The 26,569-nt window shown below is 70.6% G+C and carries 17 protein-coding genes; 6 read left to right on the forward strand and 11 right to left on the reverse strand.

The window, feature by feature from the left end; genetic code table 11:
• Nucleotides 1–70: 70 nt before the first annotated feature.
• Nucleotides 71–3,616 (reverse strand): CDP-glycerol glycerophosphotransferase family protein, encoded by a 3,546-nt coding sequence (locus OG892_RS14675; protein ID WP_371629383.1) that lies wholly within the window; start codon nucleotides 3,614–3,616, stop codon nucleotides 71–73.
• 311 nt (nucleotides 3,617–3,927) lie between these two features.
• Nucleotides 3,928–4,545 (reverse strand): TetR/AcrR family transcriptional regulator, encoded by a 618-nt coding sequence (locus OG892_RS14680; protein WP_073738153.1) that lies wholly within the window; start codon nucleotides 4,543–4,545, stop codon nucleotides 3,928–3,930.
• Nucleotides 4,546–4,665: 120 nt separating this feature from the next.
• Between OG892_RS14680 and OG892_RS14685 the strand changes: the two genes are divergently transcribed.
• Together OG892_RS14685 and OG892_RS14690 are read left to right on the forward strand one after the other, a co-directional pair.
• Nucleotides 4,666–5,622 carry an ABC transporter permease gene (locus OG892_RS14685; protein ID WP_371629384.1) on the forward strand — a complete coding sequence of 319 codons (957 nt, stop codon included), beginning with the start codon at nucleotides 4,666–4,668 and terminating at the stop codon, nucleotides 5,620–5,622.
• A complete protein-coding gene (locus tag OG892_RS14690; protein WP_371629385.1) occupies nucleotides 5,615–6,394 on the forward strand; it encodes an ABC transporter ATP-binding protein in 780 nt (259 codons plus the stop codon). Before OG892_RS14685 ends, OG892_RS14690 begins: the two co-directional genes overlap by 8 nt.
• 201 nt (nucleotides 6,395–6,595) lie before the next feature.
• Here the strand turns inward: OG892_RS14690 and OG892_RS14695 are convergent, their stop codons facing one another.
• A complete protein-coding gene (locus tag OG892_RS14695) occupies nucleotides 6,596–11,629 on the reverse strand; it encodes an NAD-glutamate dehydrogenase (RefSeq protein ID WP_328866866.1) in 5,034 nt (1,677 codons plus the stop codon).
• Nucleotides 11,630–12,052: 423 nt separating this feature from the next.
• Between OG892_RS14695 and OG892_RS14700 the strand changes: the two genes are divergently transcribed.
• Nucleotides 12,053–12,619 (forward strand): DJ-1/PfpI family protein, encoded by a 567-nt coding sequence (locus OG892_RS14700; protein WP_073738149.1) that lies wholly within the window; start codon nucleotides 12,053–12,055, stop codon nucleotides 12,617–12,619.
• A gap of 27 nt (nucleotides 12,620–12,646) precedes the next feature.
• Here OG892_RS14700 and OG892_RS14705 read toward each other — a convergent pair whose 3' ends face one another.
• Nucleotides 12,647–13,318 carry an HAD family hydrolase gene (locus OG892_RS14705; RefSeq protein ID WP_073738148.1) on the reverse strand — a complete coding sequence of 224 codons (672 nt, stop codon included), beginning with the start codon at nucleotides 13,316–13,318 and terminating at the stop codon, nucleotides 12,647–12,649.
• 60 nt (nucleotides 13,319–13,378) lie between these two features.
• On the reverse strand, nucleotides 13,379–13,885 hold the full coding sequence (locus OG892_RS14710) for a hypothetical protein (RefSeq protein ID WP_073738147.1): 507 nt from the start codon (nucleotides 13,883–13,885) through the stop codon (nucleotides 13,379–13,381).
• 290 nt (nucleotides 13,886–14,175) lie between these two features.
• Between OG892_RS14710 and OG892_RS14715 the strand changes: the two genes are divergently transcribed.
• On the forward strand, nucleotides 14,176–14,595 hold the full coding sequence (locus OG892_RS14715) for an Rv3235 family protein (RefSeq protein ID WP_073738146.1): 420 nt from the start codon (nucleotides 14,176–14,178) through the stop codon (nucleotides 14,593–14,595).
• Nucleotides 14,596–14,953: 358 nt separating this feature from the next.
• Here OG892_RS14715 and secA read toward each other — a convergent pair whose 3' ends face one another.
• Nucleotides 14,954–17,785, reverse strand: a complete 2,832-nt coding sequence (gene secA, locus OG892_RS14720; protein WP_073738144.1) for a preprotein translocase subunit SecA — start codon at nucleotides 17,783–17,785, stop codon at nucleotides 14,954–14,956.
• 241 nt (nucleotides 17,786–18,026) lie between these two features.
• Here secA and OG892_RS14725 point away from each other — a divergent pair, with 241 nt between their 5' ends.
• Together OG892_RS14725 and OG892_RS14730 are read left to right on the forward strand one after the other, a co-directional pair.
• Nucleotides 18,027–18,614 carry a GNAT family N-acetyltransferase gene (locus OG892_RS14725; protein ID WP_371629386.1) on the forward strand — a complete coding sequence of 196 codons (588 nt, stop codon included), beginning with the start codon at nucleotides 18,027–18,029 and terminating at the stop codon, nucleotides 18,612–18,614.
• 75 nt (nucleotides 18,615–18,689) lie between these two features.
• Entirely contained in the window at nucleotides 18,690–19,865 is a 1,176-nt protein-coding gene (locus tag OG892_RS14730) for a DNA glycosylase AlkZ-like family protein (protein WP_327337158.1), read from the forward strand.
• Between the two features lie 33 nt (nucleotides 19,866–19,898).
• Here OG892_RS14730 and OG892_RS14735 read toward each other — a convergent pair whose 3' ends face one another.
• From OG892_RS14735 to mtrB, 5 genes are all read right to left on the reverse strand, one after another.
• A complete protein-coding gene (locus OG892_RS14735) occupies nucleotides 19,899–20,654 on the reverse strand; it encodes a response regulator transcription factor (protein ID WP_073738141.1) in 756 nt (251 codons plus the stop codon).
• Nucleotides 20,655–20,838: 184 nt separating this feature from the next.
• Nucleotides 20,839–21,528 carry a ribosome hibernation-promoting factor, HPF/YfiA family gene (gene hpf / locus OG892_RS14740; RefSeq protein WP_073738140.1) on the reverse strand — a complete coding sequence of 230 codons (690 nt, stop codon included), beginning with the start codon at nucleotides 21,526–21,528 and terminating at the stop codon, nucleotides 20,839–20,841.
• Between the two features lie 322 nt (nucleotides 21,529–21,850).
• Nucleotides 21,851–22,579 (reverse strand): ComF family protein, encoded by a 729-nt coding sequence (locus tag OG892_RS14745; protein WP_371629387.1) that lies wholly within the window; start codon nucleotides 22,577–22,579, stop codon nucleotides 21,851–21,853.
• A gap of 104 nt (nucleotides 22,580–22,683) precedes the next feature.
• Nucleotides 22,684–24,453 carry an LpqB family beta-propeller domain-containing protein gene (locus OG892_RS14750; RefSeq protein ID WP_242436855.1) on the reverse strand — a complete coding sequence of 590 codons (1,770 nt, stop codon included), beginning with the start codon at nucleotides 24,451–24,453 and terminating at the stop codon, nucleotides 22,684–22,686.
• Nucleotides 24,454–24,538: 85 nt separating this feature from the next.
• Nucleotides 24,539–26,569, reverse strand: a complete 2,031-nt coding sequence (gene mtrB, locus OG892_RS14755; protein WP_371629388.1) for an MtrAB system histidine kinase MtrB — start codon at nucleotides 26,567–26,569, stop codon at nucleotides 24,539–24,541.

A 26,569-nucleotide genomic window follows, 5' to 3' on the forward strand; every position in this document is an offset into this window, starting at 1 on the left:
GCCCGGCCGGTACGGGTACCGGCCGGGCACATGTGCCCCCGCGGGGGCGGTGTTTCGCGCGGAGCGCGGACTACAGCATCCGGTCGACCACCCGGGCGGTCGCACGGCCGTCGTCGAGGTCGCAGAAGTCCCGCTTGAATGCCTCGTACGCTTCCGCGTGTCCCGCGATGGCCCGGACCGGGTCGCGCAGGGCCTCGATCAGCTCCTCGGAGCCCGGGATCAGCGGGCCGGGGGCGCGCTCCTCGAATTCGAAGCTGAATCCGCGCAGCGTGTCGCGGTAGTGCTCCAGGTCGTAGGTGTGGAACAGCATCGGACGGCCGGTCTGGGCGAAGTCGAACATCAGCGAGGAGTAGTCGGTGACCAGGGCGTCGCTGATCAGCATCAGCTCGCCGACGTCCGGGTAGCGCGAGACGTCGCGGACGAATCCGGTGCCGCTGTCCGGCAGCCGGTCGGTGACCATGTAGTGACGCCGCACCAGCAGCACGGTGTCCGCGCCCAGTTCGCGTTCGGCGGCGGCCAGGTCGAGCTGGAGGCCCAGCGAGTAGCGTCCGCCGCCCAGCTGCTGGTCCTCGCGCCAGGTCGGCGCGTACAGGACGACCCGCTTGTCCTTGGGGATCCCGAGCCGCTCCCGTACCGCCGCCGCGACCTTCGTCCGGTCGGCGGCGTGGAAGAGGTCGTTACGGGGATAGCCGCACTCCAGGACCTCGCCCTCGAAGCCGAAGGAGCGGCGCAGGACGGGGGTGGAGAAGGTGTTCGGGGAGACCAGGAAGCTCCACTGCCGGGCGCGCTGCTTGAGCGTGCCGATGTAGGCGGCGTTCGCCTGGACCGTGCCCGCGAGCTCCAGGCCGATCCGCTTGAGCGGGGTGCCGTGCCAGGTCTGGACGACGGTCTGGTCCTCGCGGCGCTCGAACCACTCGGGCAGCTGCGTGTTGGTGACGACGTACCGGCTGCGGGCCAGCGCCTCGTGCCAGGCGGCCGACCCGTGCTCCACGGCGACGGCGCCCGCGGGGATGATGGCCTGCTGGTCGCGGACCACCCACAGGTGCTCCAGCTCGGTGCCCCTGGCGACCAGTTCCTCGTAGACCGCCCGCGGCGAGTCGGAGAACTGGCGGCCGTCGAAGGTGCTGTACAGGGCGGCCTCGCGCAGCGGCGCGGTGCGCTGCGCGGCGTAGGCGTCGCTGAGCAGCTTCTTGGCGCGCGGGCCGCGCTCCGAGGCGGCGAGCACCGGGGCGGAGACGACCAGGAGCTGGTCGCCGAAGCGCCGCGCGATGGTGTAGTCGCGGCCGGTGAGGGTGCGGGTGGCGGGCAGGGTGCGGAAGGCCGAGGCGGGGATGCGCAGCGCGATGTCGCCGCTCTCGTCGGCCGCGCCCTTCTCGCGGAAGAAGAAGTACCAGTTGCCCTCGCCCAGCGGGAGCGGGCCGCCGGGTCCCTCGACGGCGTCGGGGCGCAGTTCGGCACGGAAGCGCCGGGCGTCCTCGTCTCCGGAGAACTCGACCGGGAAGGTCGTCTCCTCGCGGTGGGCGCTGTTCTGGACCACCAGCTCGACGGGGTGTGCGCGGTCCTCGGGGAACGTGCCCTCCAGGAGGAGCCGCCCGTCGTCGGTCCAGCCGGCCAGCTCGACGTGGGGCTGCACGGTGCGGTCGCTGATCAGCAGGTTTCCGCGCGAGCTCGTGACGAGGGCGAGCTCGCGGCGTGCGCCGTCCTCGCCGTCGTCGAGCGGGTAGCGGCCGGGCAGCACCGGGCCGGGCACGTCGATCGGCGTCCGCCGCGCCTCGGGGCCGACGAGGTGGACGCTGTAGCCGAGGTTCTTCGGCGTGCTGTCCGCCGCCGGGCGGGCCGCTGTGACGGCCGCGAGCGGGAGTTCGGCGGTGAAGCGGCGCCAGCCGGCGGCCGAGGACTCGGCGCCCTCGCCCACCGTGACCGGGAAGTCGCAGGTGGCGCCGGTGGCCTTGTGGGTGAGGCCGAGCCGCAGCTCGCCCTTGGCGAGGCGGTCGCGGACCATGCCGGAGACGAGGACGGTGCCGGCGGTGTCGCCCGCGCGGTGGGTCTCGAAGCGGGCGTCGATGCGCTCCGCGTGCAGGACCAGCTTGTCGCCGTCGAAGGCCGGGGCGATGCGGTGGTCGCCGTCCGGACGGTAGACGGGCGGTGCCACGGTGGCCTCGCGGACGGAGGGGATGGCGCGGCGCAGCAGGCCGTTCCTGGCGACGCCGATCTCCAGGTTCCAGGTGAGCTGCTTGGGTTTGCCGTCGGCGGCGATGCGGAGCTTCGCCGGGTCGACGACCGCCTCGAAGCCCGCGCGGTCGTAGTCGTGCAGGCTCTGCCGGGCGCGGGCGGTGGCCTCCGGCTCGTCGGTCCTGCGCAGCCGCAGCGGCACCACGTTGCGCCGGCCGGCCCGCAGCCAGCCGATCCGGAACTCGCCGGGGCCCGAACCTGCGGGCAGGTTGCGGATGTAGGCGTACCCCGTGAGGTGCAGTTTGCCGTCGCGCCACTGGGCGTCCCGCAGCCGGGCGGCGAGCGGGAGGTCGCGGTCGGCCACGCGCAGCACCTGGGCCGGCACCGGCTGCTTCAGTACGGGGTACTCGGCCTGCCGGCGGCGCACGCCGCGTACGGCGAAGGCACCGGGCTCGCGCTTGTCGTAGGTGAGCAGCGCGAGGAGTTCCTCCATGCGGTGCTCGCGCACCAGGTACCACATCACGCGCAGCCGCAGCGGGAGTCCGTCCAGGACCTTCGGGTCGACCTGGTCGATGAAGGCGTTGCAGTGCGTCAGGAAGGCCTCGCGGTAGTCCGCGTCGCCGTCGGGGAGGACCTCCATGAAGTACCAGAGGTCGTTGGCGAGGGCGTGTGCCTCGTAGTGGTTCTTGTCGGCGGCCGGACGGTTCTCCGCCAGGAAGGTGGAGACCCCCTGCACGTGCGCGACCCGGTCGCGGACGCCCCGGACGACGGCCCGGCTGGTGGTGATCGAGCCCGGCCGGTCCCGCCAGTGGTAGACGGGGTCCTTCACGATGTCGACGGAGCCGGCCAGGAAGTGGGCGGGCAGCACGACGGGGATGTCCTCGTAGAGCGCGCCGACCGGGAAGGCGAACTCGTGCTTGTCCCAGAAGGAGCGGCGGAAGACCTTGTTGCAGGCGATCCGGTCCCCGAGGAGCTCCAGGTCGCGGGAGACGTGGGTGCGCATCCGGGTCGTCGCCATCGGCTTGCGGAACATCGGCGACTGCTGGAGCTTGCCGTTGGCGCGCAGCCGCAGCACGTTGCCGGACGCGAGGTCGGAGCCGGTCTCCTCCAGCGCCCCGACGAGCAGTTCGTACGCGTTCGGCGGGATGATGTCGTCACTGTCGACGAAGGCCAGGTAGCGGCTCTCCGGGTCGCAGTTGCGGACACCGGTGTTACGGGCGTGCCCCAGCCCGCCGTTCTGCTGGCTCACCAGCCGGAAGCGGTCGTCCCGCGCGGCGAACTCGGCGGCCAGTGCCGCGCTGCCGTCGGTGGACCCGTCGTCGACCATCACCACCTCGAGGTCGGCCATGGTCTGCTCCGCGAGGGACTGCAGGCAGTCCGTCAGGAAGAGTTCCACGTTATAGACGGGGACAACGACACTGAGCCGTGGCGGCATGTTGAGCACGTCCGTTCATCGGGGGCCTGGCTGTCCGTATGGCTCAACCGTGGATACGGTCGGGGGTCACCGGTTACGGTCCCGAACGAGTGACTACGCCTGCCCCGTGCTCGCCCCGTGGGCAAAGCCGCTCGGGGGGTGACGGCCGTGCCTGGGGCTTCGCCCGGACGGTCCTGGAGCACACTCGGCGCATGCTCCGGAAGGCCCGGTGGGCGGCCCGCCGACCACACTAGCGGATGGCCGGTGACCCCTGAAAAACGCGCTGGGGCGCCCGTACGGACAGCACCCCGGTATACGGGCGATCGCACCGCGGCCCGCGCTCAGCGGGTGAGCGCGGCCACCGCCGAGACCGCCAGGTCATCCAGGTATCCCGCGGGCAGCTCGCCCCTGACCACCGCGAGGCGCCAGTAGAGCGGGCCGACGATCAGGTCGAGGGCGCGGTCGGGGTCGCTGTCCTCCGGCAGTTCCCCGCGCGCCACGGCGTCCCGTACGACGACGGCGGCGATGCCCTGCTGCGGGTCGAGCAGGGCGGCCTTGATGGTGGCGGAGATCTCCGGGTTGCGGGCCGCCTCGACGAGCAGGTCCGGGATGACCTGGGAGGCGAGCGGGTGGCGCAGGGCGTAGGCGGCCAGTTCGAGCACGGCGCGCACGTCGCCGTACAGCGAGCCGGTGGCCGGGGCGGGCATGCCCTGTACCGCGACGGCGGAGACCAGGTCCAGGACCAGGTGCAGCTTGGACTTCCAGCGGCGGTAGACCGCGGTCTTGCCGACGCCCGCGCGCCGGGCGATGCCCTCGATGGACATCCGGGCGAAGCCGACCGCGGCCAGCTCCTCGAAGACCGCGCTGCGGATCGCATCGGTCACGTCCTCGCGCAGCACGGCGGCTCCGGCGGGGGCACGGCGGCGGCTTCCCGGGGCGGTGGTCATGGCCCGAATCATAGTCCGTTACGACGAAACGGTTGCGTTGCGACGTCGCGGCGTCCTACCCTCGGCGTTGCGACGATACGGTTGCGTCCCGTCGCTCATGTGTGTTCCTGCCCCTCGACGAAAGCGATCGTGGTGAGCCAGACAACAGCCCCGGCGGCCCCGGCGACCCCGGCTGCCCCGGTGGTCACCCCGCCGGCCGCGTCCCTTCCCGTGTACGCGCCGGGAGAGCTCGCCGCCCTCGCCGCCCGGCACGGGCTGACCGTGAGCGGCGCCCGGCCGTCCCTCCCCGCGTACGTACGGGAGCTGTGGGGGCGGCGGCACTTCATCACGGCGTTCGCCACCGCCAAGCTGACCGCCCAGTACAGCCAGGCGAAGCTCGGCCAGATCTGGCAGATCATGACCCCGCTGCTCAACGCGACGGTCTACTACTTCATCTTCGGCGTCCTGATGAAGACGAAGCACGGCGTCCCCGACTACGTGCCCTTCCTGGTCACCGGCGTCTTCATCTGGACCTTCACCAGCAGCTCGATCACCGCGGGCACCCGCGCGATCAGCGGCAACATCGGGCTCGTCCGGGCGCTGCACTTCCCGCGCGCCTCGCTCCCCGTCGCGCTGGCCCTGCAACAGCTCCAGCAGCTGATCTTCTCGCTGGGCGCGCTGGTGCTGATCCTGCTGGTGTTCGGCCAGTACCCGCAGCCCTCCTGGCTGCTGGCGCTGCCGGCCCTCGCACTCCAGGCCGTCTTCAACACCGGCATCTCGATGGTCATGGCCCGGCTCGCCGCGCGCACCCCGGACATCGCCCAGCTGACACCGTTCATCCTGCGCACCTGGATGTACGCGTCCGGCGTCATGTGGAGCATCGGCACGATGCTCCAGGGCGACCGGGTCCCGCACGCGGTGAAGCTGGCTCTTGAGGTCAATCCGGCCGCCGTCTTCATCGACCTGATGCGGTTCGCGCTCATCGACAGCTTCGACGGCGGTCAGCTGCCCCCGCACGTGTGGCTCATCGCCACGGGCTGGGCGCTGGTGTGCGGCGTGGGCGGATTCATCTACTTCTGGCAGGCAGAGGAGAGTTACGGACGTGGCTGACAGCACTTCGCCCGGAGTACCGACGGTCGTCGTCGACGACGTCCACATCACGTACAAGGTCAACGGCGCCCGCACCGGCAAGGGCAGCGCCACCTCGGCCCTCAGCCGGCTCGCCTCGCGCCGGCAGTCCCCCGGAGTGCGCGAGGTGCACGCCGTGAAGGGGGTCAGCTTCGCCGCGTACAAGGGGGAGGCGATCGGCCTGATCGGCTCCAACGGCTCGGGTAAGTCGACGCTGCTGAAGGCCATCGCCGGACTGCTGCCCGCCACCAGGGGCCGCGTCCACACCCAGGGCCAGCCCTCGCTGCTCGGGGTGAACGCCGCGCTCATGAGCGATCTGACGGGCGAGCGCAACGTCGTACTCGGCGGACTCGCGATGGGCATGACCCGCGCCGAGATCCGCGAGCGCTACGCGGAGATCGTGGAGTTCTCCGGCATCAACGAGAAGGGCGACTTCATCACCCTGCCGATGCGCACGTACTCCTCCGGCATGGGCGCCCGGCTGCGCTTCTCGATCGCCGCCGCCAAGAACCACGACGTCCTGCTGATCGACGAGGCACTGTCCACCGGCGACGCGAAGTTCCAGCGCCGCAGCAAGGACCGGATCATCGAGCTGCGCCAGCAGGCCGGCACGGTCTTCCTGGTGAGCCACCACAACAAGTCGATCACCGAGACGTGCGACCGGGCGATCTGGCTGGAGGCGGGAACGCTGCGGATGGACGGCCCGGCGAAGGAAGTGGTCGCCGCCTACGAAAAGTTCACCAAGAAAAAGTAACGCCCCACTCAAGCCCCCGATCCCTCTCACCCCACCCGGGCCCTCTCACCCCGCCCAGGCCCTCTCAAGCCCGTCCGGCGATTGAGGACATCTTTTCAGCCCGTCCGGCGCTTGAGGACACCCCCAAGCCCGTCCGGCGATTGAGGACGAGGCGGCCCCCGGGTCCGCACCCGGCAGCCGCCTCGCCTCACCCCCGCACCACTACACGTGCGTACGCAGCAACGTCCGCATCGTCCGCATCGCCACCGACAGGTTCGCCAGGTCGAACGCGTCCGACCCCTGGATCTCCTCCAGCGTCGAGCGCGACCGCGTCAGGATCGCCGCGTTCTTCTCCTCCCACGCCTCGAACCGCTCCTGCGGCGTCGCGGAGTCCCCGCCGACGCTCAGCACGTCACCCGTGAGCGCCGCGTGCGCCGCGTACAGGTCCTCGCGGATGGAGGCACGGGCCATCGACTGCCAGCGGTCGGCCCGCGGCAGCTCGATGATCCGGTCCATCAGCTGGGTGATGGACAGCCGGTCCGCGAGGTCGTAGTACACCTCGGCGACGGACAGCGGGTCCGTCCCCGTCCGGTCCGCGATCGCCACGATGTCGAGGGCCGGGAAGGCGGACGAGAATCCGGCGACGCGTTGGGCCAGCTCGTCCGGAACACCCGCCTCCGTGAGCTCTTCCAGGATCGACCGGTACCACTCCTGGTCGGCGCCCATCAGCATCTTGGGCAGCTCGGCCCAGACCTGCTCGACCCCGGCCCGGAAGAAGTCGATCGTCCCGGCGATCTCCAGCGGCTGCGGCCGGTTACCGAGCAGCCAGCGCGAACCGCGCTCGACGAGCCGCCGCGAGTGCAGCCTGATCCGGGTCTGCACATCGGCGGCCACCCGGTTGTCGAGCGCCTCCACGGCGTCCCACACCGTGGCGAGCCCGAAGATCTCGCGGGCCGCGACCTGCGCCCGCACGATCTCCTCGATCGAGGCCCCGGTCTCCTCCCGGAGGCGGTGCAGGAACGTTGATCCGCCGCTGTTCACCGTGTCGTTGACCAGCACCGTGGTGATGATCTCGCGCCGCAGCGCGTGCCCGTCGACCGCCTCGGGGAACCGCTCGCGCAGCTGCCGCGGGAAGTAGGCGTGCAGCAGCTTCTGCAGGTACTCGTCGTCCGGCAGGCTGGTTCCGATGAGCTCCTGCGCCGCGGTGATCTTGGTGTAGGCGAGCAGCACGGCCAGCTCGGGCTGGCTGAGCCCCTTGCCGGCGCTGAGCAGCTCGCGGATCTGCCGGTCGGTGGGCAGGAACTCCAGCGCCCGGTCGAGATGTCCGTCGCGGCCCAGCCGGCGCATGAAGCGCTGGTGGGCGTGGAGCAGCGAGGGCGCCTGGGCGACCGCGTTGGCGAGCGCCGTGTTCTGCGCGTAGTTGTTGCGCAGAACCAGGTGGCCGATCTCCTCGGTCATCTCGGCCAGCAGCTTGTTGCGCTGCTTGACGGTCATGTCGCCGTCCCGCACCAGACCGTTGAGCAGGATCTTGATGTTCACCTCGTGGTCGGAGGTGTCGACGCCGGCGCTGTTGTCGATCGCGTCGGTGTTGATCCGGCCGCCGGTACGGGCGAACTCGATCCGGCCGAGCTGGGTGGCGCCGAGGTTGCCGCCCTCGCCGACGACCCTGGCCCGCAGGTCCTCGCCGTTGACGCGGATCGCGTCGTTGGCCTTGTCACCGACGTCCGCGTTCGACTCGGCGGAGGACTTGATGTACGTACCGATGCCGCCGTTCCACAGCAGGTCGACGCGCGCCTTGAGGATCGTCTGCATCAGGTCGGCGGGCGTCATCTTGGTGACTCCCGGCTCGATGCCGAGCGCCTCGCGGATGTGCGCGTTGACCGGGATCGACTTGGCGCTGCGCGGGTGGATGCCACCGCCCGCGGAGATCAGCTCCTTCTTGTAGTCGGCCCAGGAGCTGCGCGGCAGGTCGAAGAGGCGGCGCCGCTCCGCGTACGAGACGGCGGCGTCCGGCTTCGGGTCGATGAAGATGTGCCGGTGGTCGAAGGCCGCGACGAGCCGGATGTGCTCGGAGAGCAGCATCCCGTTGCCGAACACGTCACCCGACATGTCGCCGACGCCGACGACGGTGAAGTCCTCCGTCTGGGTGTCGTGGCCGAGCTCCCGGAAGTGCCGCTCGACGGAGACCCAGGCGCCCCGGGCGGTGATGCCCATGCCCTTGTGGTCGTAGCCGGCCGAGCCGCCGGAGGCGAACGCGTCACCCAGCCAGAAGCCGTACGCGACGGCGACCTCGTTGGCGATGTCGGAGAACTTCGCGGTGCCCTTGTCGGCCGCGACGACGAGGTAGGTGTCGTCCTCGTCGTGCCGGACGACACCCTTGGGGTGCACGACCTCGCCGGCCACCATGTTGTCGGTGATGTCGAGCAGCGCCGAGATGAAGGTGCGGTACGAGGCGATGCCCTCGGCCAGCCAGGCGTCGCGGTCGACGGCCGGGTCGGGGAGCTGCTTGGCGACGAAGCCGCCCTTGGCGCCGACCGGCACGATGACGGTGTTCTTCACCATCTGCGCCTTGACCAGGCCGAGGATCTCCGTACGGAAGTCCTCGCGCCGGTCCGACCAGCGCAGACCACCGCGGGCGACCTTGCCGAACCGCAGGTGGACGCCCTCGACCCGGGGCGAGTAGACCCAGATCTCGAACGCCGGGCGCGGGGCCGGGAGGTCCGGGATGGACTGCGGGTCGAACTTCATCGACACGTAGTTGTGCGGCTTGCCGCTGTCCGCGCGCTGGAAGAAGTTGGTGCGCAGGGTGGCCTTGATGACGGTGAGGAAGGACCGCAGGATCCGGTCCTCGTCGAGCGAGGCGACCTGGTCCAGGGCCCCGTCGAGCTCTTCGAGGAGCCCGTCGGTCAGCTCGGTGCCCGCGCTCTGGCGCTCCGGCGACATCCGGGCCTCGAAGAGCGAGACCAGCAGCCGGGTGGTGTGGACGTTGTTCTGGAGCGTGCTCTCCATGTAGTCCTGGCTGAAGGTCGATCCGGCCTGGCGCAGGTACTTCGCGTAGGCGCGCAGCACCATCGCCTGCCGCCAGTTCAGACCGGCGCTCAGCACCAGCGCGTTGAAGCCGTCGTTCTCGGCCTCGCCGGTCCACACGGCGGCGAAGGTCTCCTGGAACCGCTCGCGGGCGTCGTCGGCCAGGTAGCCGCCGTTGCCGGTGGCCTGCGGCATCCGCAGCCCGAAGTCGTAGATCCAGGCGTGTGTGCGGTCCGCGCAGCGCAGCTCGTACGGGCGCTCGTCGACGACCTCGACACCGAGGCGCTGGAGCGCCGGGAGGACGGCGGACAGGGAGACCTGCTCACCGGTCCGGTAGATCTTGAAGCGGCGCTCGCCCGGGGCGGAGCCGACCGGCTCGTACAGGCTGAGGGCGAAGTCCCGCTCGTTCTCCTTGAGGGCTTCGAGGTGGACGAGGTCGGCCACGGCGGCACGCGCCGAGTGGTCGGCCTTGTAGCCCTCGGGGAACGAGTGCCCGTACTGGCGCAGCAGCTCGGCCGCGCGCTCCTCGCCGCACTCGGCGTTCAGCGCCTCCTGGAACCCGTCGGCCCAGGAGCGGGCTGCCTCGACGAGCCGGGCCTCGATGCGGTCGGCCTCGGCGTCGGTGAGGGTGGTCAGCTCGCTGCCGGGGGCGACCCGGACGACGAAGTGCAGCCTGGAGAGGATCGATTCGGTGTTCCAGGCGGTGAAGTCGACGCTGGTGCCGTTCAGCTCCTCCTTGAGGATGTCGATCAGCCGCAGGCGCACGCCGGTGGTGTAGCGGTCGCGCGGCAGGTAGACGATCGCGGAGTAGTAGCGCCCGTACTCGTCCTGGCGCAGGTAGAGCCGGAGCCGGCGCCGCTCCTGGAGGTAGAGCACCGAGGTGACGATGGAGCGCAGCTGGTCGGGCGGCGTCTGGAACAGCTCGTCGCGCGGGTACGTCTCCAGGATCTGGAGCAGGTCGCGGCCGTCGTGGCTGTTGTACGTGAAGCCCGCGCCCTCCAGCACCTCCGCGACCTTGCGGCGGACGACGGGCACCCGGCGCACGGACTCGGTGTAGGCGGCGGACGAGAACAGTCCGAGGAAGCGGCGCTCACCGATGACGTTGCCCTCGGCGTCGAACTTCTTCACGCCGACGTAGTCGAGGTAGCTGGGGCGGTGCACGGTCGCCCGGCTGTTCGCCTTGGTCAGGATGAGGAGCTTGTGCTCCCGGGCCTTGGCACGGGCGTCGGCGGGCAGCCGGTCGAAGGAGGGGCTGACCGGGTGCGCCTCGTCCTCTGTGTGGTGCGGGTCGGAGCGCAGGATGCCGAGGCCGGTGCCGGGTACGGCGGCCAGCGCGTCGGAGTCCTTCAGCTCGTACTCGCGGTAGCCCAGGAAGGTGAAGTGGTCGGCGGCGAGCCAGCGCAGCAGCTCCCTGGCCTCGTTCACCTCGTCGTCGGCGAGGTCGTCGAGCGGTTCGCCGGGCAGGTCGTCGGCGATGCGCAGCGCGGCGTCCCGCATCTTCTCCCAGTCCTCGACGGTCTCCCGTACGTCGGACAGCACGCGCAGCAGGTCGGCCTGGATCTGCTGGAGGTCGGCGCGGTCGGACTCGCGGTCGATCTCGACGTGGATCCAGGATTCGACGAGCGCGTCGTGCGGGAGCTCGGCCTTGGCGTCCTTGGCCCCCTTGGCGTTCTTGCGGCCGTTCTGGGGACCGGTGGAGACGCCGGCGCCGTCGGTGAGGACCTCGATCAGCTTGCCGGCCACATCGCGGCGGACGATGACCTGCGGGTGGATCACGACGTGGATGCCGCGCCCCTGGCGGGACAGCTCATTGGTGACGGAGTCGACCAGGAACGGCATGTCGTCCGTGACGACCTCGACGACGGTGTGCGTGCACGTCCAGCCGTTCTCCTCGACGGTCGGGGTGTGCACCCGGACGTTCGCCGTGCCCTGCGGGCGGTTCTCCGCCAGCCGGTAGTGCGAGGAGGCGGCGCCGAAGACGTCGACCGGGTCCCGGCCGCCGATGTCCTCCGGAGCGGTGTGGAGGTAGTAGCGCTGGAGGTAGGCGAGCAGTACGTCCTGGCCCGGACGCTCCTGCCCGGCCCCGTCGCCGTTGTCGGCCCCGGTGGCCGCAACGTGCACCCGGGGGGAACCCCCCGGGCCACCGACACCACCGCCCGGGCTGTTGTCAGCTACCTTGGCGGCCCGTGCGAGCAGCTCGGCCTTGGCTTCGTCCAGCTTGGTCTGCATGTCCTCTGGCTCCTGTCGCGCGCCGTTGCGTGACGTAGGTGAAAAAGACGACGTACCGCCACGACACGGGGTTTCCGGTCTGAGTCGACGCTATGCCGCAATGAGAGACGCCCGGGACCTTATTGGCCATTTTTGGCAGTCGGGCCGGGCTGAGGGGATCAGTCGGGGCCCGGGTGCTGTGGCACTCCGGGCGCAGGCCGGGGGCTTCGCTGCCCCCGAGGGCTATCGCGCTGATCACGGGGTCCAGGCTATCTCCCCCGCCCCGGTAACCGTCACGAGCCGTATGTGTACAAAAGAAAGCCCCAGACTTTGACACTCTGGACAGCGCGTCGAGCCGCTCTGTCGCACTCTGGTATCCGGAACCGGTACCCGGAACAGGCATCCCCGGTACCGAACAGGCCGACGAACCGTGGGAGCCCCGCCATGGCACCGAAGATCCTCATCGTCACCGGCGACGCCGCCGAGTCCCTCGAAGTCCTCTACCCGTACCAGCGGCTGCGCGAGGAGGGGTACGAGGTCCACATCGCCGCTCCCACCCGCAAGACGCTCCGCTTCGTGGTGCACGACTTCGAGCCCGGTTTCGACACGTACACGGAGAAGCCCGGCTACACCTGGCCCGCCGACCTGGCCTTCGCGGAGGTCGACCCGGACGACTACGTGGCCGTGGTCGTGCCGGGCGGGCGCGCTCCCGAGTACCTCCGCAACGACGCCCGGCTGCGCGAGATCCTCAAGGCCTTCTTCGACACGGACCGCCCGGTGGCCCAGATCTGCCACGGCCCGCTGATGACGGCCGCGGCGGGCGCGCTGAAGGACCGCAGGGTCACGGCCTATCCCGCGCTGGAACCGGACATGGAGTCGGCCGGAGCCGCCTTCCAGGACACCGAGGTCGTGGTGGACGGCACCCTGGTCTCGTCCCGCGCCTGGCCGGACCACTCGGCCTGGATGCGCGAGTTCCTGACCGTGCTGCGCGCGAAGGCCCCGATCGCCTGACGACGAGCCCCGTGGGTGTCGCCGCCGCTACGCGACGAGTTGCTCGGCCAGGGCCGCCGCTTCGGCCAGGGTGTCCACGACGGGCACTCCGGCCGCCTCCAGGCTGGCCCGGCTGTGCGAACCGCCGGTGTAGAGCACCGCTCTCGCGCCGACGTGGGCGGCGGCCACGGCGTCGTCCACGGCGTCACCGATGATCACCGCGTGCTCCGCGGATATCCCGTCCAGCGCCGCGAAGTGCCGCTCCATGTGCTGTGCCTTGCTGCCGCCGGAGCGCCCGGTGCGGCCGTCGACGCGCACGAAACGCGGCTCGATGCCGTATCCCCGCACCACGGGGACCAGCTCGTCGTGCCCGTACATGCTCAGCAGGGACTGGCTCCGGCCTGCCTGCTGCCACTGCGTGAGCAGCTCCGCGGCCCCCGCCGTCAGCCCGCAGCCCCCGCGCTGCTCGGTGTAGTGGCGGTGGAAGACCAGATCCATCCGGTCCCACTCGGTCTCGGTGGGCAGCCGGCCCATCAGCCGTTCGTAGAACCGGGGTATCGGTATGCAGTACATCTCCCGGTACTGCTCCAGGGTGATCGGCGCCACGCCGACCTCTCCGAAGGCGGCGTTGGTCGCGCCGACGACCGCGAGGTTGTCGTCGAGCAGCGTGCCGTTCCAGTCCCAGACCAGATGTGTGCGGTATTTCCCCTGCGTCCCCATGCCAAGAAAAATACCCGCCGCCACTGACAGTCGGCGAGGCAGCCGCCCCCCGGCTCCCTCTCAGCCGATCAGGTTGGGAATCTCCTGGATCCCGAACCACAGGAGCTCGTGGTCCTCCGCGCCGTCCACGGTGAACTGGGCGTCGTCGTCACCGAGGTCCGCCGCTCCCAGCGCGGCCGCGGCCGCCGTGACGTCCTTGTCGGCCTCGTCCGAGTCGACGTGCACCGCGGCCGCCTTCGCCAGCGCCACCGCGGAGGCGATCGTGACCTCACCGAGCGAGGAGGCGTCCAGGATGTGGTCCGGGTCGGCGACGGCGTCCCCGTCCGGCACATCGACCGCGACGACGACGCGGCGGCGGGCGGCGCCGGGGTCCCCTGCGATCAGCCGCAGGGAGGCGGACGCGGCCCGGTTGAGCGCCGCGTACTCCAGCTCCTCGATGTCGTCGGAGACGTACCACTCGCGCAGCCCGGGGGTCACCGCGTAGGCGGTGAGCGGGCCGGGGCCCAGTTCGCCCGCCCGGTGCGCCGCTGCGAGACCGGAGAGGGTCAGGGGGACGTACACGCGCATGGCTTGGCCGCTTTCGTAGTCGGAGACGCCCTCAGGATACGTGCGGCGTCCCCCTTTGGGATTACCTCTACGGGCCCCGCCCCGTCCACCCGGCAACCGCCGCTCACCCTGCCCGCCCCGTCCCCGCTCCCCGCCCCGTACCCGGTCCGCCACCCGGATAGGTGAATTCCGGGCCCGCTCCCCCGCGCCCTCGGACGCTTGCGGCCGGTCCGCCGCCCCCGCTAGAAGGTCCACAGCAGAAGTTACCGCCCGGTATTTGCCGGGCCTCTGAAGCACGGGGGCGATGAGCAGTGACCATGAACAGGACCCGGCCCGCCGGACGGCACGACGCACGCAGGCCCGAGACCGTCCCCCCGCAACGCCTCCGGACGCCCCGGCGCGTCCGCCCCCACCAGTGGTTCGCGGAACGCCTCCTGGCCGTTCTCAGCGGCCAGCGCCCCGTCCACTGGATGCTCGGCCACACCATCGGCGAGGCCTACGACCAGCTGGCCGAACTGGCCCCCGCCACACCGCTCAGGAGCCACGGCGCCCGCCCGGTGATCCGCATGTGCCGGGGCGCCCAGCCGGCCCCCGGCGTGGTGGAGGCCTGCGCGAGCATCGCGGCGGGCGAACAGGTCCGGGCCATGGCCTTCCGCCTGGAACAGGGCCCCGACCTCCGCTGGCGCTGCGCCGCAGTGGAACTGGGCAGCACCCCGGCCCGCCACCCCTGACGAGAGGAGCCCACCACCGGCCCGTACGGGCCCGATCGCAGACCTCACCATCAATCCATAACCACTGGCCACCGCGGAGCCCTCACGGGCCCACACAGGCCCGCGCACCCACCTCCCGGCCCCGCTTCCAGCCCCTCCGGCGTTTGAGGAGCGGGGTCCGGGGCGGAGCCCCGGTTAGGGGAAGGGGCGGGGAGGGGACAAGGCCCGCCGCAGGCACACCCACCGCACCCACCACGTCCGCCCCACCGCACCCCACCACGTCCACCCCACCGCCACACAGAACGGCCGGGGCCGGACACCCAAACGGTGCCCGGCCCCGGCCGTCATCCAGACTCCAGATTCCAGCGATCAGCGTGCGCTACTTCTTGCGGCGCCGCCCACCCCCACCACTCTTTTGCGCCTTGCGCCGCTCAGCCCGAGTGAGCCCGTCGGACTCGCCCCCGGCCCCCGCACCAACCGCGTCACCGTCGACGTTGGAGAAGTCGCCCTCGACGACACCGCCCTCACCGTCCACCGTGGGAGCGGAGAAGTGCAGCCGGTCGGGACGCTGCGGAGCGTCGAGCCCCTTCGCCCGGATCTCCGGACGCGCCGCCGGAACGGCGTCCTCCTTGGTCAGCGAGGTCGCCGCCGAGTCCTGCACCGGCACCTCCTCGACCTGCTGCTCGACCTGGACCTCCAGGTTGAACAGGTAGCCGACGGACTCCTCCTTGATGCCCTCCATCATGGCGTTGAACATGTCGAAGCCCTCGCGCTGGTACTCGACCAGCGGGTCCTTCTGCGCCATGGCCCGCAGGCCGATGCCCTCCTGGAGATAGTCCATCTCGTAGAGGTGCTCACGCCACTTGCGGTCCAGCACGGACAGCACCACGCGCCGCTCCAGCTCGCGCATGATGTCGGAGCCGAGCGTCTTCTCACGCTCGTCGTACTGCTCGTGGATGTCGTCCTTGACGGACTCCGCGATGAACTCGGCGGTGACCCCGGCGAGATCCCCGGCGGCCTCCTCCAGCTCGACGACCGTGACCTTCACCGGGTAGAGCTGCTTGAACGCGCCCCACAGCCGGTCCAGGTCCCACTCCTCGGCGAACCCCTCCGCCGTCTCCTGGCGGATGTAGTCGTCGATCGTGTCGTCCATGAAGTGACGGATCTGGTCCTGGAGGTCCTCGCCCTCAAGCACCCGGCGCCGCTCGCCGTAGATGACCTCACGCTGCCGGTTGAGCACCTCGTCGTACTTCAGGACGTTCTTACGCGTCTCGAAGTTCTGCTGCTCGACCTGCGACTGGGCCGACGCGATCGCCCGCGTCACCATCTTGTTCTCGATCGGGACGTCGTCCGGCACATTGGCCATCGACATCACGCGCTCCACCATCTGCGCCTTGAACAGGCGCATCAGGTCATCGCCCAGCGACAGGTAGAAGCGGGACTCGCCCGGGTCGCCCTGACGGCCGGAACGACCGCGCAGCTGGTTGTCGATACGGCGCGACTCGTGCCGCTCGGTGCCCAGGACGTAGAGCCCGCCGAGGTCCGTGACCTCGTCGTGCTCGGCCTTCACCGCCTGCTCGGCCTTCTCCAGCGCCGCCGGCAGCGCGGCCGCCCACTCCTCGACGTGCTCGACCGGGTCGAGTCCGCGCTGACGCAGATCCGCCTCCGCCAGGTCGTCGGGGTTGCCGCCGAGCTTGATGTCCGTACCGCGGCCCGCCATGTTCGTCGCGACCGTGACGGCACCCTTGCGGCCGGCCTGCGCGATGATCGGCGCCTCCCGGTCGTGCTGCTTGGCGTTGAGGACCTCGTGCTGCACACCGCGCTTGGAGAGCTGCTGCGAGAGGTACTCGGACTTCTCGACCGAGGTGGTGCCGACCAGGATCGGCTGGCCCTTCTCGTGCTTCTCCGCGATGTCGTCGACGACGGCGGCGAACTTCGCGACCTCGGTGCGGTAGATCAGGTCCGACTGGTCGGCCCGGACCATCGGCCGGTTGGTCGGGATCGGCACCACGCCGAGCTTGTAGATCTGGTGGAACTCGGCGGCCTCGGTCATCGCCGTACCGGTCATTCCGGAGAGCTTGCCGTAGAGGCGGAAGAAGTTCTGCAGGGTGATCGTGGCAAGGGTCTGGTTCTCGTCCTTGATGTCCACCCCTTCCTTCGCCTCGATCGCCTGGTGCATGCCCTCGTTGTAGCGGCGGCCGGCGAGGATACGGCCGGTGTGCTCGTCGACGATCATGACTTCGCCGTCGATGACGACGTAGTCCTTGTCCTTCTTGAAGAGTTCCTTGGCCTTGATCGCGTTGTTGAGGTACCCGACGAGGGGGGTGTTCACCGACTCGTAGAGGTTCTCGATGCCGAGCCAGTCCTCCACCTTCGCGACACCGGGCTCGTGGATCGCGACGGTCCGCTTCTTCTCGTCGACCTCGTAGTCGCCGGTCTCCTCGATGCCCTTGAGCGGGTTGCCCGCCTCACCCTTGGCCAGCCGGGTGACCAGCTTGGCGAAGTCGCCGTACCACTTGGTGGCCTGGTCGGCGGGGCCGGAGATGATCAGCGGCGTACGGGCCTCGTCGACCAGGATCGAGTCGACCTCGTCGACGATCGCGAAGTTGTGACCGCGCTGGACGAGCTCGTCCTGCGACCACGCCATGTTGTCGCGGAGGTAGTCGAAGCCGAACTCGTTGTTCGTGCCGTACGTGATGTCGTTGCCGTACTGCTCGCGGCGCTGGGCCGGAGTCATGTTGGCGATGATGCAGCCGACGCTCAGTCCGAGGAACTTGTGGACCCGGCCCATCATCTCCGAGTCACGCTCGGCGAGGTAGTCGTTGACCGTGATCAGGTGCACGCCCTTGCCGGAGAGCGCGTTGAGATACGCGGGCAGCGTGCCGACCAGGGTCTTGCCCTCACCGGTCTTCATCTCGGCCACATAGCCGAGGTGCAGGGCTGCGCCGCCCATCATCTGAACGTCGTAATGGCGCTGTCCGAGGACTCGCTTGGCGGCCTCACGGACGGTCGCGAATGCTTCGGGAAGCAGGTCGTCCAGGCTCTCGCCGTCCGCGTACCGTTCCTTGTACTCGTCGGTGAGCGCCCGCAGCTCGGCGTCGGAGAGGTTGACGAAGTCCTCTTCGATGGAGCTGACCTGGTCCGCGATGCGGTGCAGTTTGCGCAGGATCTTGCCTTCGCCTGCACGCATGAGCTTGTTGAAGACGGACACTGAGGCTGGTCTCCTTGCCGGTCGGGCCTGGCACTGGGTCGTGTTATGGACTCTGGCGCGGGCACGGCAGGTGGGCCCCACCGCAACGGCCATCGTAAGCGAGGACCCCGCCGCGCCGGGAGGGCTGCCACCGCCTTGAGCTCGCAGTGCCCTCCCGGATCAACGGACGAAGGGCGCCGAAGGTGCCGGGAAGGGCGAAAAGTGCTCGCCCCCGGCCCCGGCCGGTCAGCAGAATCCGTACATGGAACCGATCACCCTCACCACCGACCGTCTGCTGCTGCGCCCCTTCGCCCCGGGCGACGCGGCCGAGGTGTACGCCGCCTGTCAGGACCCCGACATCCAGCGCTGGACGGTCGTCCCCTCGCCGTACAGCCGCGCCGACGCGGATCTCTTCACCGGCCGGTTCTCGCCCGTCGGCTGGCAGGACGACTCCATGTACAACTTCGCCGTCGTCCTGCGTGACGGCGGGGCGCTGACCGGGGCGCTCGGCATCAACCGCGGCAACCAGCCGGGCACCTACGAGGTGGGCTTCTGGACCGCGGGGGAGCACCGCGGCCGCGGCTACATGACGGAAGCGGTCCGCCGCGCCGCCCACTGGACCTTCACCTCGCTCGGCGGCGACCGGCTGGAGTGGCGGGCCGAGACCGGCAACGTCCCCTCACGGGCCGTGGCGCTGCGGGCCGGTTTCGTCATGGAGGGCGACCAGCGCTCCGGGCTGCTCAACAAGGGGGTGCGCCGCGATACGTGGACCGGCGCGCTGCTCCCGTCCGACCTCGGGCTGTCCGGGACCTGCGCCTACCTTCCGGCGAGCGCCCCCGTCCGCCCGTGAGTACCCCGAGGGCCGAACCGGGAGTGCGCGAGGGCCGGACCGGGAGTGTCAGTGCCGCCCTCTAGGGTTCGAGGCATGACGCCTGTGCAGCCTCCCGCAGTCGAACTCTCCGCCGATCAGGCCCGCAGGATCGCCCTGCGCGCCCAGGGCTTCCTGGGCGCTCCGGACCGCCGGGCCGGGGTGCCGGGCGTGCTGCGGCATCTCGGCGCCGTCCAGCTCGACACGATCTCGGTGCTCGCGCGATCGCACGAGCTGATCCCGTACGCGCGCCTCGGCGCGGTCGGCCGCCGCCCGGTCGAGGAGGCGTACTGGTCGGGCGGGCGCGCCTTCGAGTACTGGTCGCACGCGGCATGCGTCCTGCCGGTCGAGGAGTGGCCGCATTTCGCCTTCCGCCGCCGCGCCTACCGCGCCCGCCCGCAGTGGCACCACGACCTGCCGGACGGCGCCTACGACACGGTCATCAAGCAGCTGCGCACCGAGGGACCGCTGACGGCCACGGAGCTGGGCGGTGCGAACAACGGCGGGGAGTGGTGGGACTGGTCCGCCTCGAAGGTCGCCGTCGAGCGGGCCCTGATGTACGGCGAGGTGGTGTGCACGGAGCGGCGCGGCTGGAAGCGGGTCTACGACCTCGCGGAGCGCGCCCTGCCCGCCTCCGTGCTCCACGACGATCTGGACGACGCGGAGTGCGTGCGCCGGCTGGTGGCACTCGCCGGGCAGTCGCTGGGCGTGGGCACCCGCGCGGACATCGCGGACTACCACCGGCTCAAGGCCGAGCAGTTCGACGCGGTGGTCGCGGACTCCGGCCTGGTGCCGGTGGCGGTGCGGGGCTGGACGAAGCCGGCCTGGGCCGATCCGGCGGCGCTGGCCTCCGAGCCGCGCGGCCGGCACCGTACGACGCTGCTGTCGCCGTTCGACTCGCTGGTCTGGGAGCGGGCGCGCACCGAGCGGATCTTCGCCTTCACCCACCGGCTGGAGGCCTACGTCCCCAAGCCCAAGCGGGTCCACGGCTACTTCGCGATGCCCCTGCTGGCGGGCGGCAGGCTCCAGGGCCGGGTCGACCCTGCGCGTGAGGGCACGACACTGGTCGCCCGGCAGGTGTCCCTGGCGGGACCGAAGGCCGTGGTGCCGATGGCGGAGGCGCTGGTCGAGGCGGCCTCCTGGGTCGACTGCACGGACGTCCGCCTGGAACGGGTCGACGCACCGGAGCTGCGCGGACCGCTCACCCGGGAAATCGCCCGCCTTCTGGCATAGCTCCAGGCATTCCCAGGTCTTTACCCGGCCCGGTCACCTGATCTCAAGGATTTTCTCCCGCATGGCGTAGACCACGGCTTCCATCCGGGAGTGCAGCTGGAGCTTCTCCAGAATGTTGCGGACGTGGTTCTTCACGGTGTTCTCGGAAATGAAGAGTTCCTTCGCGATATCGCGATTGTTCATGCCCGTGGCGACCAGTTTGAGGACTTCGAGCTCACGTTCGGTGAGCCGGGGCGCCGGTACCAGCCGGCGTTCGTCGGTCCGCTGAATCATCGACTTGAACTCGGTGAGCAGTTTCGACGCCATGGACGGGCTGATCTGGGACTGCCCGTCCGCCACCGCTCGGATCGCCGTGGCGACCTCGTCCGTGGAGATCTCCTTGAGGAGGTAGCCGGTGGCGCCCGCCTTGATGGCGTCGTAGAGGTCGGCCTCCTCGTCGCTGATCGTCAGCATGATGATCTTCGCGCTGGGGGCCACCTCCTTGATGGCGGTGCAGGCCTCGATGCCGCCGCGTTTGGGCATCCGTACATCCATCAGCACGATGTCGGGCAGCAGATCGGCCGCCTTGTCGACGGCTTCCGCCCCGTCCCCGGCCTCACCGACGACCTGGATGTCCTCCTCCTGCGCGAGGACGATCTCCAGCCCTCTGCGGAAGAGGGCGTGGTCGTCGACCACGAGGACCCGGATCGGTTCCTTGCCTGAACCGCCGTCATCGTCCGTTCCGGTGCGGGCACCGGAAGCAGCGTCGGCATCATTCGCATCGCGCACGGGCCCGAAGGTGTCCGCCATCGTTCCTCCCCCTGAAGGCCACGGCCTGAAGTTCAAACTGTCCGCCAACGGCAGTTCACACAGCACCGATTGGCTTGGGTCGCCATGATTTCATGCCTGGACGTCAGAGCGGTGATCCGGTGGTGGCACGAGGGTGCCCCTGGGGGCGCACAAGGCGCTCCAGGGGCACCACGGAGTGGCGCTGTCAGCCGCCGAGCGCCCCACCCGCGCCGCCCGCCTCATCGGCGGCCAGCGGGTCGGTCCTCAGGTGGATGACGCCGTAGTCGTACGCGTGCCGCCGGTAGACGACACTCGGTTCCTTCGTGTCGGAATCGACGAACAGGTAGAAGTCGTGTCCGACCAGCTCCATCTCGTAGAGCGCCTGGTCCAGCGACATGGGTGCCGCGACGTGCGTCTTCTCGCGCATCACCAGCGGCCCTTCGCCCTGTACCTCGAGCGAGCCGATCCTGGTGGTGGGCACGGGCTTCGCGACTTCGTCGGCGATCAGCTCGCCGTCGCCGTTGAACGAAGCCGCTTCCGGTACTACTTCGCCGACCTCGGCGGCCGGGGTGCGGCCCGAGCCGCGACGGCTGTAGCGCTTGTCGTGCTGCTTGCGCAGCCTGGCCTCCAGCTTGCCGGTGGCCAGGTCCAGCGCTGCGTACGGGTCGCCTGCGGCCGCTTCCGCCCTGATGACCGGTCCACGCGAGCGGAGCGTGATCTCCACCCGGTCGGAACGGTCGGCCTGACGGGGATTCGGCTCCTTGGACACCTCCACGTCGAGGCTGATCACCTTGCCGTCGAACTTCTGGATCTTGTCCAGCTTCAGCTTCTCGGCCACGTGCTTGCGGAACCGCTCGGGCACCTCGGTCTTGCGGCCCTTGACGACGATGTCCACGCAGAACTCCGTTCCCGGATCGCTCCGCTCGGTGGCGGAGCATCTCCCTTTTGCACCAGGCCCCGGTGGTAACCGGAGCCGCGGACTCGGTGGGTTCCACCTCCTCCTCCCCCGGCGGCGAGGTCTGCACCCCACCGAATTTCCGGGTTCTGAACTGCTGGTGGGTCACCTGCCCGAAACCTGGTAGAGCATTCGCCGAGGTCTGGCATTCACCATTCCTCACAACCGAACATAGCCTGCTCGGCCGCCTGTCGGCACCCGCTACTCGCACGTACCTCCGTTCAGGTCCTTTTACCCACTCACTACCTGCAACGATGCAAGTTCAGTTCCAGTTCCGGTTTATTTCGAAGGCGGACGGAGATACTGCGACAACGGCCGCCCGGTGCTCTCCGGAACCCGCGCGTTCCGGTCCTGCCGCCCGGTCGATCGCGCGTGCCGCCTCGGCCAGCGAGGCACCCGTCGTGAGCAGGTCGTCGACCAGCACCACCTGCCCGGTGCCCAGCAGCTGTCCGCCTCCGGCCACCACCCGCAGCGCCCCCGCCAGATTCGCCCGGCGGTCCCCGGCGCCGAGCCCCGACTGGTCGGCGACCTGACGCCGCTGCCGCAGCACCGCCGCCACCCCGGCCGGGGTGCCCGTGCGCCGCAGTTCCACCGCGGCCGCCAGCGCGATCCGGCGCATCGGATCGTGTCCGCGCGCCGCCACGGCCCGGCGCGACGACGGCACGGGTACGAGCAGCAGCGGTCCGGGAACGGGCGGCGGGCCCGCCCCGGCCCTCACGGCACCCGCCAGCGCCTTGCCGAGCGCCCCTGCCAGGCCGAGCACGCCCCGCTCCTTGTGTGCCAGGAGCAGCGCACGTACCGCGTTCTCGTAGCAGGCGGCCGCGTGCACCGCGGGCAGACCGGGCGGCTCGGGATCGGGCCGCACCCGGCGCGGCGGTGCGCCGTGGAGCTGGCAGGCGCACTCCTCGCACAGCTCGGTCCGCGGTCTGCCGCAGCCCCCACAGGCCACTGGCAGGACCAGTCCGGTGATCTCCCGCCACCACCCGCGCATGACTCCACTGTGCCCCCGCCGGGGCCGCCGGACCACCCCTGTGGAAAACCTTCCGGGACCGGCGGACGCGCCCGGTGCGGAGGGACTCGCACGCGGTGTCGGCGTCAGCCCGGGTAGACCAGCGCCGAGCCCTCCTTGAGGACCGTCTGCCAGTTGTCCCCGGGCAGCAGCTTCACTATTCCGTCGCCCTGGGTGTCCGCCATCAGCGGCAGCTGCTCGTCGTCCGCCGCGGCGATCGCCCGCACCTGGTTCACCCCGGGCAGGACGCCGGAGGACGGTGTCGAGCCGTCCGCCTGCACATAGCGGACCTGCTGCACGCCGCCCTGCTCCTTGCCGACCACCACGAGGCGGCTGCCGCCCGACCACGACATCGCGGTGACATCCGCCAGCTGTGGGGCCGCCTGCCGCAGGTCCACCACGGAGACCTTCGGCTTGTCCTGCGGTCCGTGGCGCTCGATCCGGCCGATCTTGAGCGTCGTATGGCCGTCGCTCGTCAGTAGCAGCGCGATGCGCACTCCGTCCGAGGACAGCCGCAGCCCCGTGATCCGGCTGCCGTTCAGACTGGGCACCGTGACCTCCTGCGGCTTGCCCGCACCACCGGCCAGCCGCAGCAGCCGGGGATTGTCCGGGTCCTGGTCGGCGACCCAGAGGTCGCCCCTGCCGTCCCAGCTGGGCGCCGTCAGCCGGCGGTCGGCACTACTGGCCCCGCTCGTCACCGCCGGGGCGGGAAGCTGGCCGTCCTCGGTGATGGAAGCCACGTAGAGCGCGTCGCGATGCTGCGAGAGCGCCGCCGCCAGCTGCTCGTCCCGGGCCACGCCGACCTCGCTCACCCGCGCCGGACCCGCACCGAACGGTCCGGGCACCGGTTCCGGTTCCCCGCTGCCCCGGGTGCTCCCCGGAATGCGCTGCACATGCCCCTTGGCATCGACGAAGTACTGGCTGTCGGGCCCGCCGGAGGAACCGTCGGGGGCGTACTCCTCCGCCTGGTCGGAGCCGAGCACGCACAACGGCGAACCGTCCGAGCGCTGGAGCTCCACCTGCTCGACCCGGGCCGAGGTCAGGTCCCGGAGGGTGAAGAGCACCTGCGACGCCATCATCCGGCAGGAGCGCTGGCCGGCCCCGTCCGCCTTCTTGTTGAGCGGGACCTTCAGCACGTTGCGGTCGTCGGGCGTCAGCGAGATGACATCCTTCCGCAGCTTCGTCCCGGCGGGGAAGCGCGATCTGACCACCGGCCGCAGCCAGTCGGTCGGGCCCCCCAGGAGGCTGCGGACCGCCTGCGTGACGGTGTCCATCCCGGTGGTGGGGTCCGTCCGGTTTCGGATGTAGACGGGGTCGGCGACGAGCGTGGACTCCGCCTCGGACAGCCCGGTGGCGAAGTAGAACTTGTTGACGGAACGGTAGAGCCGCTTGAAGTCCGACTGCCCGAGCACCAGACCGTCCGGCACCGTGTCGATGCGCCACTCCTTGCCGTCCGGCCCGTTCCGCCGCACCAGGTGGACAGCGCCGGTGTAGTCCGCCGGGGCCAGCGGCTGGTAAGCGTTCTGCTCGTCGACCGTCGCCACCTTCTCGCCGGACAGGGTGTAGCTGACCTCGGTGGTGGAGCGGTCGCTCTCGTGGACCGGGCGGTCGCTCCGGTTCGGCGCCTTGGCCAGCACGGTGGTGAGGGCACTCGGCTTCCAGGACTTCGACGCCTCCGGCGTGAGGTATTTGCGCGTCGTCTGGAAATCGGAGTCGTCGCTGGTCATCGACTCCAGGAATCCGTCGACCACCTCGTTCGGAGTGGCCCCCTCACGCGGTGCGACCGCGTACACCTGCACCTGGGAGTCGCCGGGCTGCGAGGCGTCCACAGCCTTGACGTCCCCGGTGACGGGCATCGAGCCGCATGCGGTGAGCAGCAGCGCGCCGCATCCCAGCAGTACGGTCAGCTCCGCCGCACGTCCGCGGCCGCCCTGCTGACGGTCAGTGCCCACGAGTCGTGTCCTCCCGCCCGGGATCCTGTCCCGGGGAGTCGTTGGCGCCGGTCCGCTCCCCGGCGGGTCGCGGCACCACCCGTGCGCCGTTGCCCGGCAGCGCGGCCGGGTGCACCGAGGCCGGTGTGGTCCGGGCGGTCGCGGGAGCGCGGGCGGGGACCGGCAGCGGTGAGCGGTCGGTGCCCGGCGTCTGGGAGGGGACCGCCATCAGCCGGTGCTCGCTGCCCGTGGCCTGCACGGGCGCCGCGGCGGCCCGCTCCCGGCTCTCCCGGTTGCGCCGTGAGTCCTCGGGCTCCAGCGGTATCGGTGAACCACGCAGCGGCTCGTCCGCCGTGCGCGGCAGTGTCAGCCTGAACTGCGAGCCGCCGCCGGGTTCGCCCCAGGCCTGCAGCCAGCCGCCGTGCAGCCGGGCGTCCTCGACGGCGATCGACAGCCCCAGCCCGGTGCCGCCGGTCGTCCGTGCGCGGGCCGGGTCGGCCCGCCAGAAACGGTTGAAGACCCGGGTCGCCTCGCCGGGCTTAAGGCCCACCCCGTAGTCCCGGACGGCCACGGCGACCGCTCCGCCGGCCACCCCCATCCGCACCACGACATCGCGGCCCTCACCGTGCTCGACGGCGTTGACGACCAGATTGCGCAGGACCCGCTCGACGCGTCGCGCGTCGGCCTCCGCTATCACCGGCTGCTCGTCACCGACCACCCGGATCCGGGTGCCCTTGCGTTCGGCCAGCGGCTCGGCGCCGCCGATCACCCGCCGCACGACCTGCCGCAGGTCTATCGGCTCGGCCTCCAGTGCCGCGGCTCCCGCGTCGAACCGGCTGATCTCCAGCAGATCGGAGAGCAGCGACTCGAAACGGTCGAGCTGATCACCGAGCAGCTCCGCGGAGCGAGCCGTGACGGGGTCGAAGTCGACGCGTGCCTCATGGATGACATCGGCGGCCATCCGTACCGTCGTCAGGGGCGTGCGCAGCTCGTGCGACACGTCAGAGACGAACCGGCGCTGCATCCGCGAGAGCTCCTCCAGCTGCTGGATCTTCAGCTGAAGGTTCTGCGCCATCTTGTTGAAGGCCTCACCGAGCCGGGCGATGTCGTCCTCGCCGGTGACCTTCATCCGCTCCTGGAGCCGGCCGGCCGAGAGCCGTTCAGCGATCCCGGCCGCCATGCGTACGGGGGTGACGACCTGGCGCACCACGAACCAGGCGATGGCTCCGAGCAGCACGACCACGAAGAGACCTGCGGTGGCCAGCGTGCCCTTGACCAGGGTCAGCGACTTCTCCTCCTGCGTCAGCGGGAAGAGGTAGTAGAGCTGGTAGGGGTTGCGGTCGATGTCGTACAGCCGCTTGCCGACGACGAGACCGGGCTGCGATTCCTGCCCGTTCGCGTAACGGATCAGAGAGTACGTCTGGAATGCTCCGGGGCCCTTGTTCACGGACTCACGGAGACTCTGCGGGATGCTCGCGGCCTCGACGCCGCCCGAGCCGCGGGGCGCGCGGGAGCCCTCGTCGGCGCTGAGCGCCACGACGTTGAAGGCGTTCTTCCCGCCACTGGCGAGCTGATCGACCAGCTCGGTCCGCCAGGAGTTGTTGGCCGTCGTGCCGTCCGCGGCGTCGCCGCCCTGCCCGGGAGTGGGGGTGAGCGGTGCGTTCGCCTTCTCCTGGGCGGCCGCGAATCCGCCCGCGGCCTGGGTCTGGGCCGCCTTGCCCTTCGCGTCCAGCAGGCCGTTGCGCACCTGCCCGATCACGACCAGGCCCAGCAGCAGCACCACACCGAGCGACATGAGCAGCGTGCCCGCGACGACCCGTAGCTGAAGGTTGCGCCGCCACAGCCGCACGGCCGGCAGCAGCGGACGCCGCACCCAGCGCATCAGCAGTCGGGGCACCGGCCCGCCGGGCGCCCGGTTCTGGAACAACCGGCCGCCCTGCAGGAAGAGCCCGACGTGAGACGGCGTGTGCCCTGAACCGGCAGCCCGCTCCGCACGGGCTCCCGGCTCCCCGGGCTTCGGAGCAGCGCTACCCAGGGACAT

This window comes from Streptomyces sp. NBC_00341 (assembly GCF_041435055.1).
GTDB lineage: Bacteria > Actinomycetota > Actinomycetes > Streptomycetales > Streptomycetaceae > Streptomyces.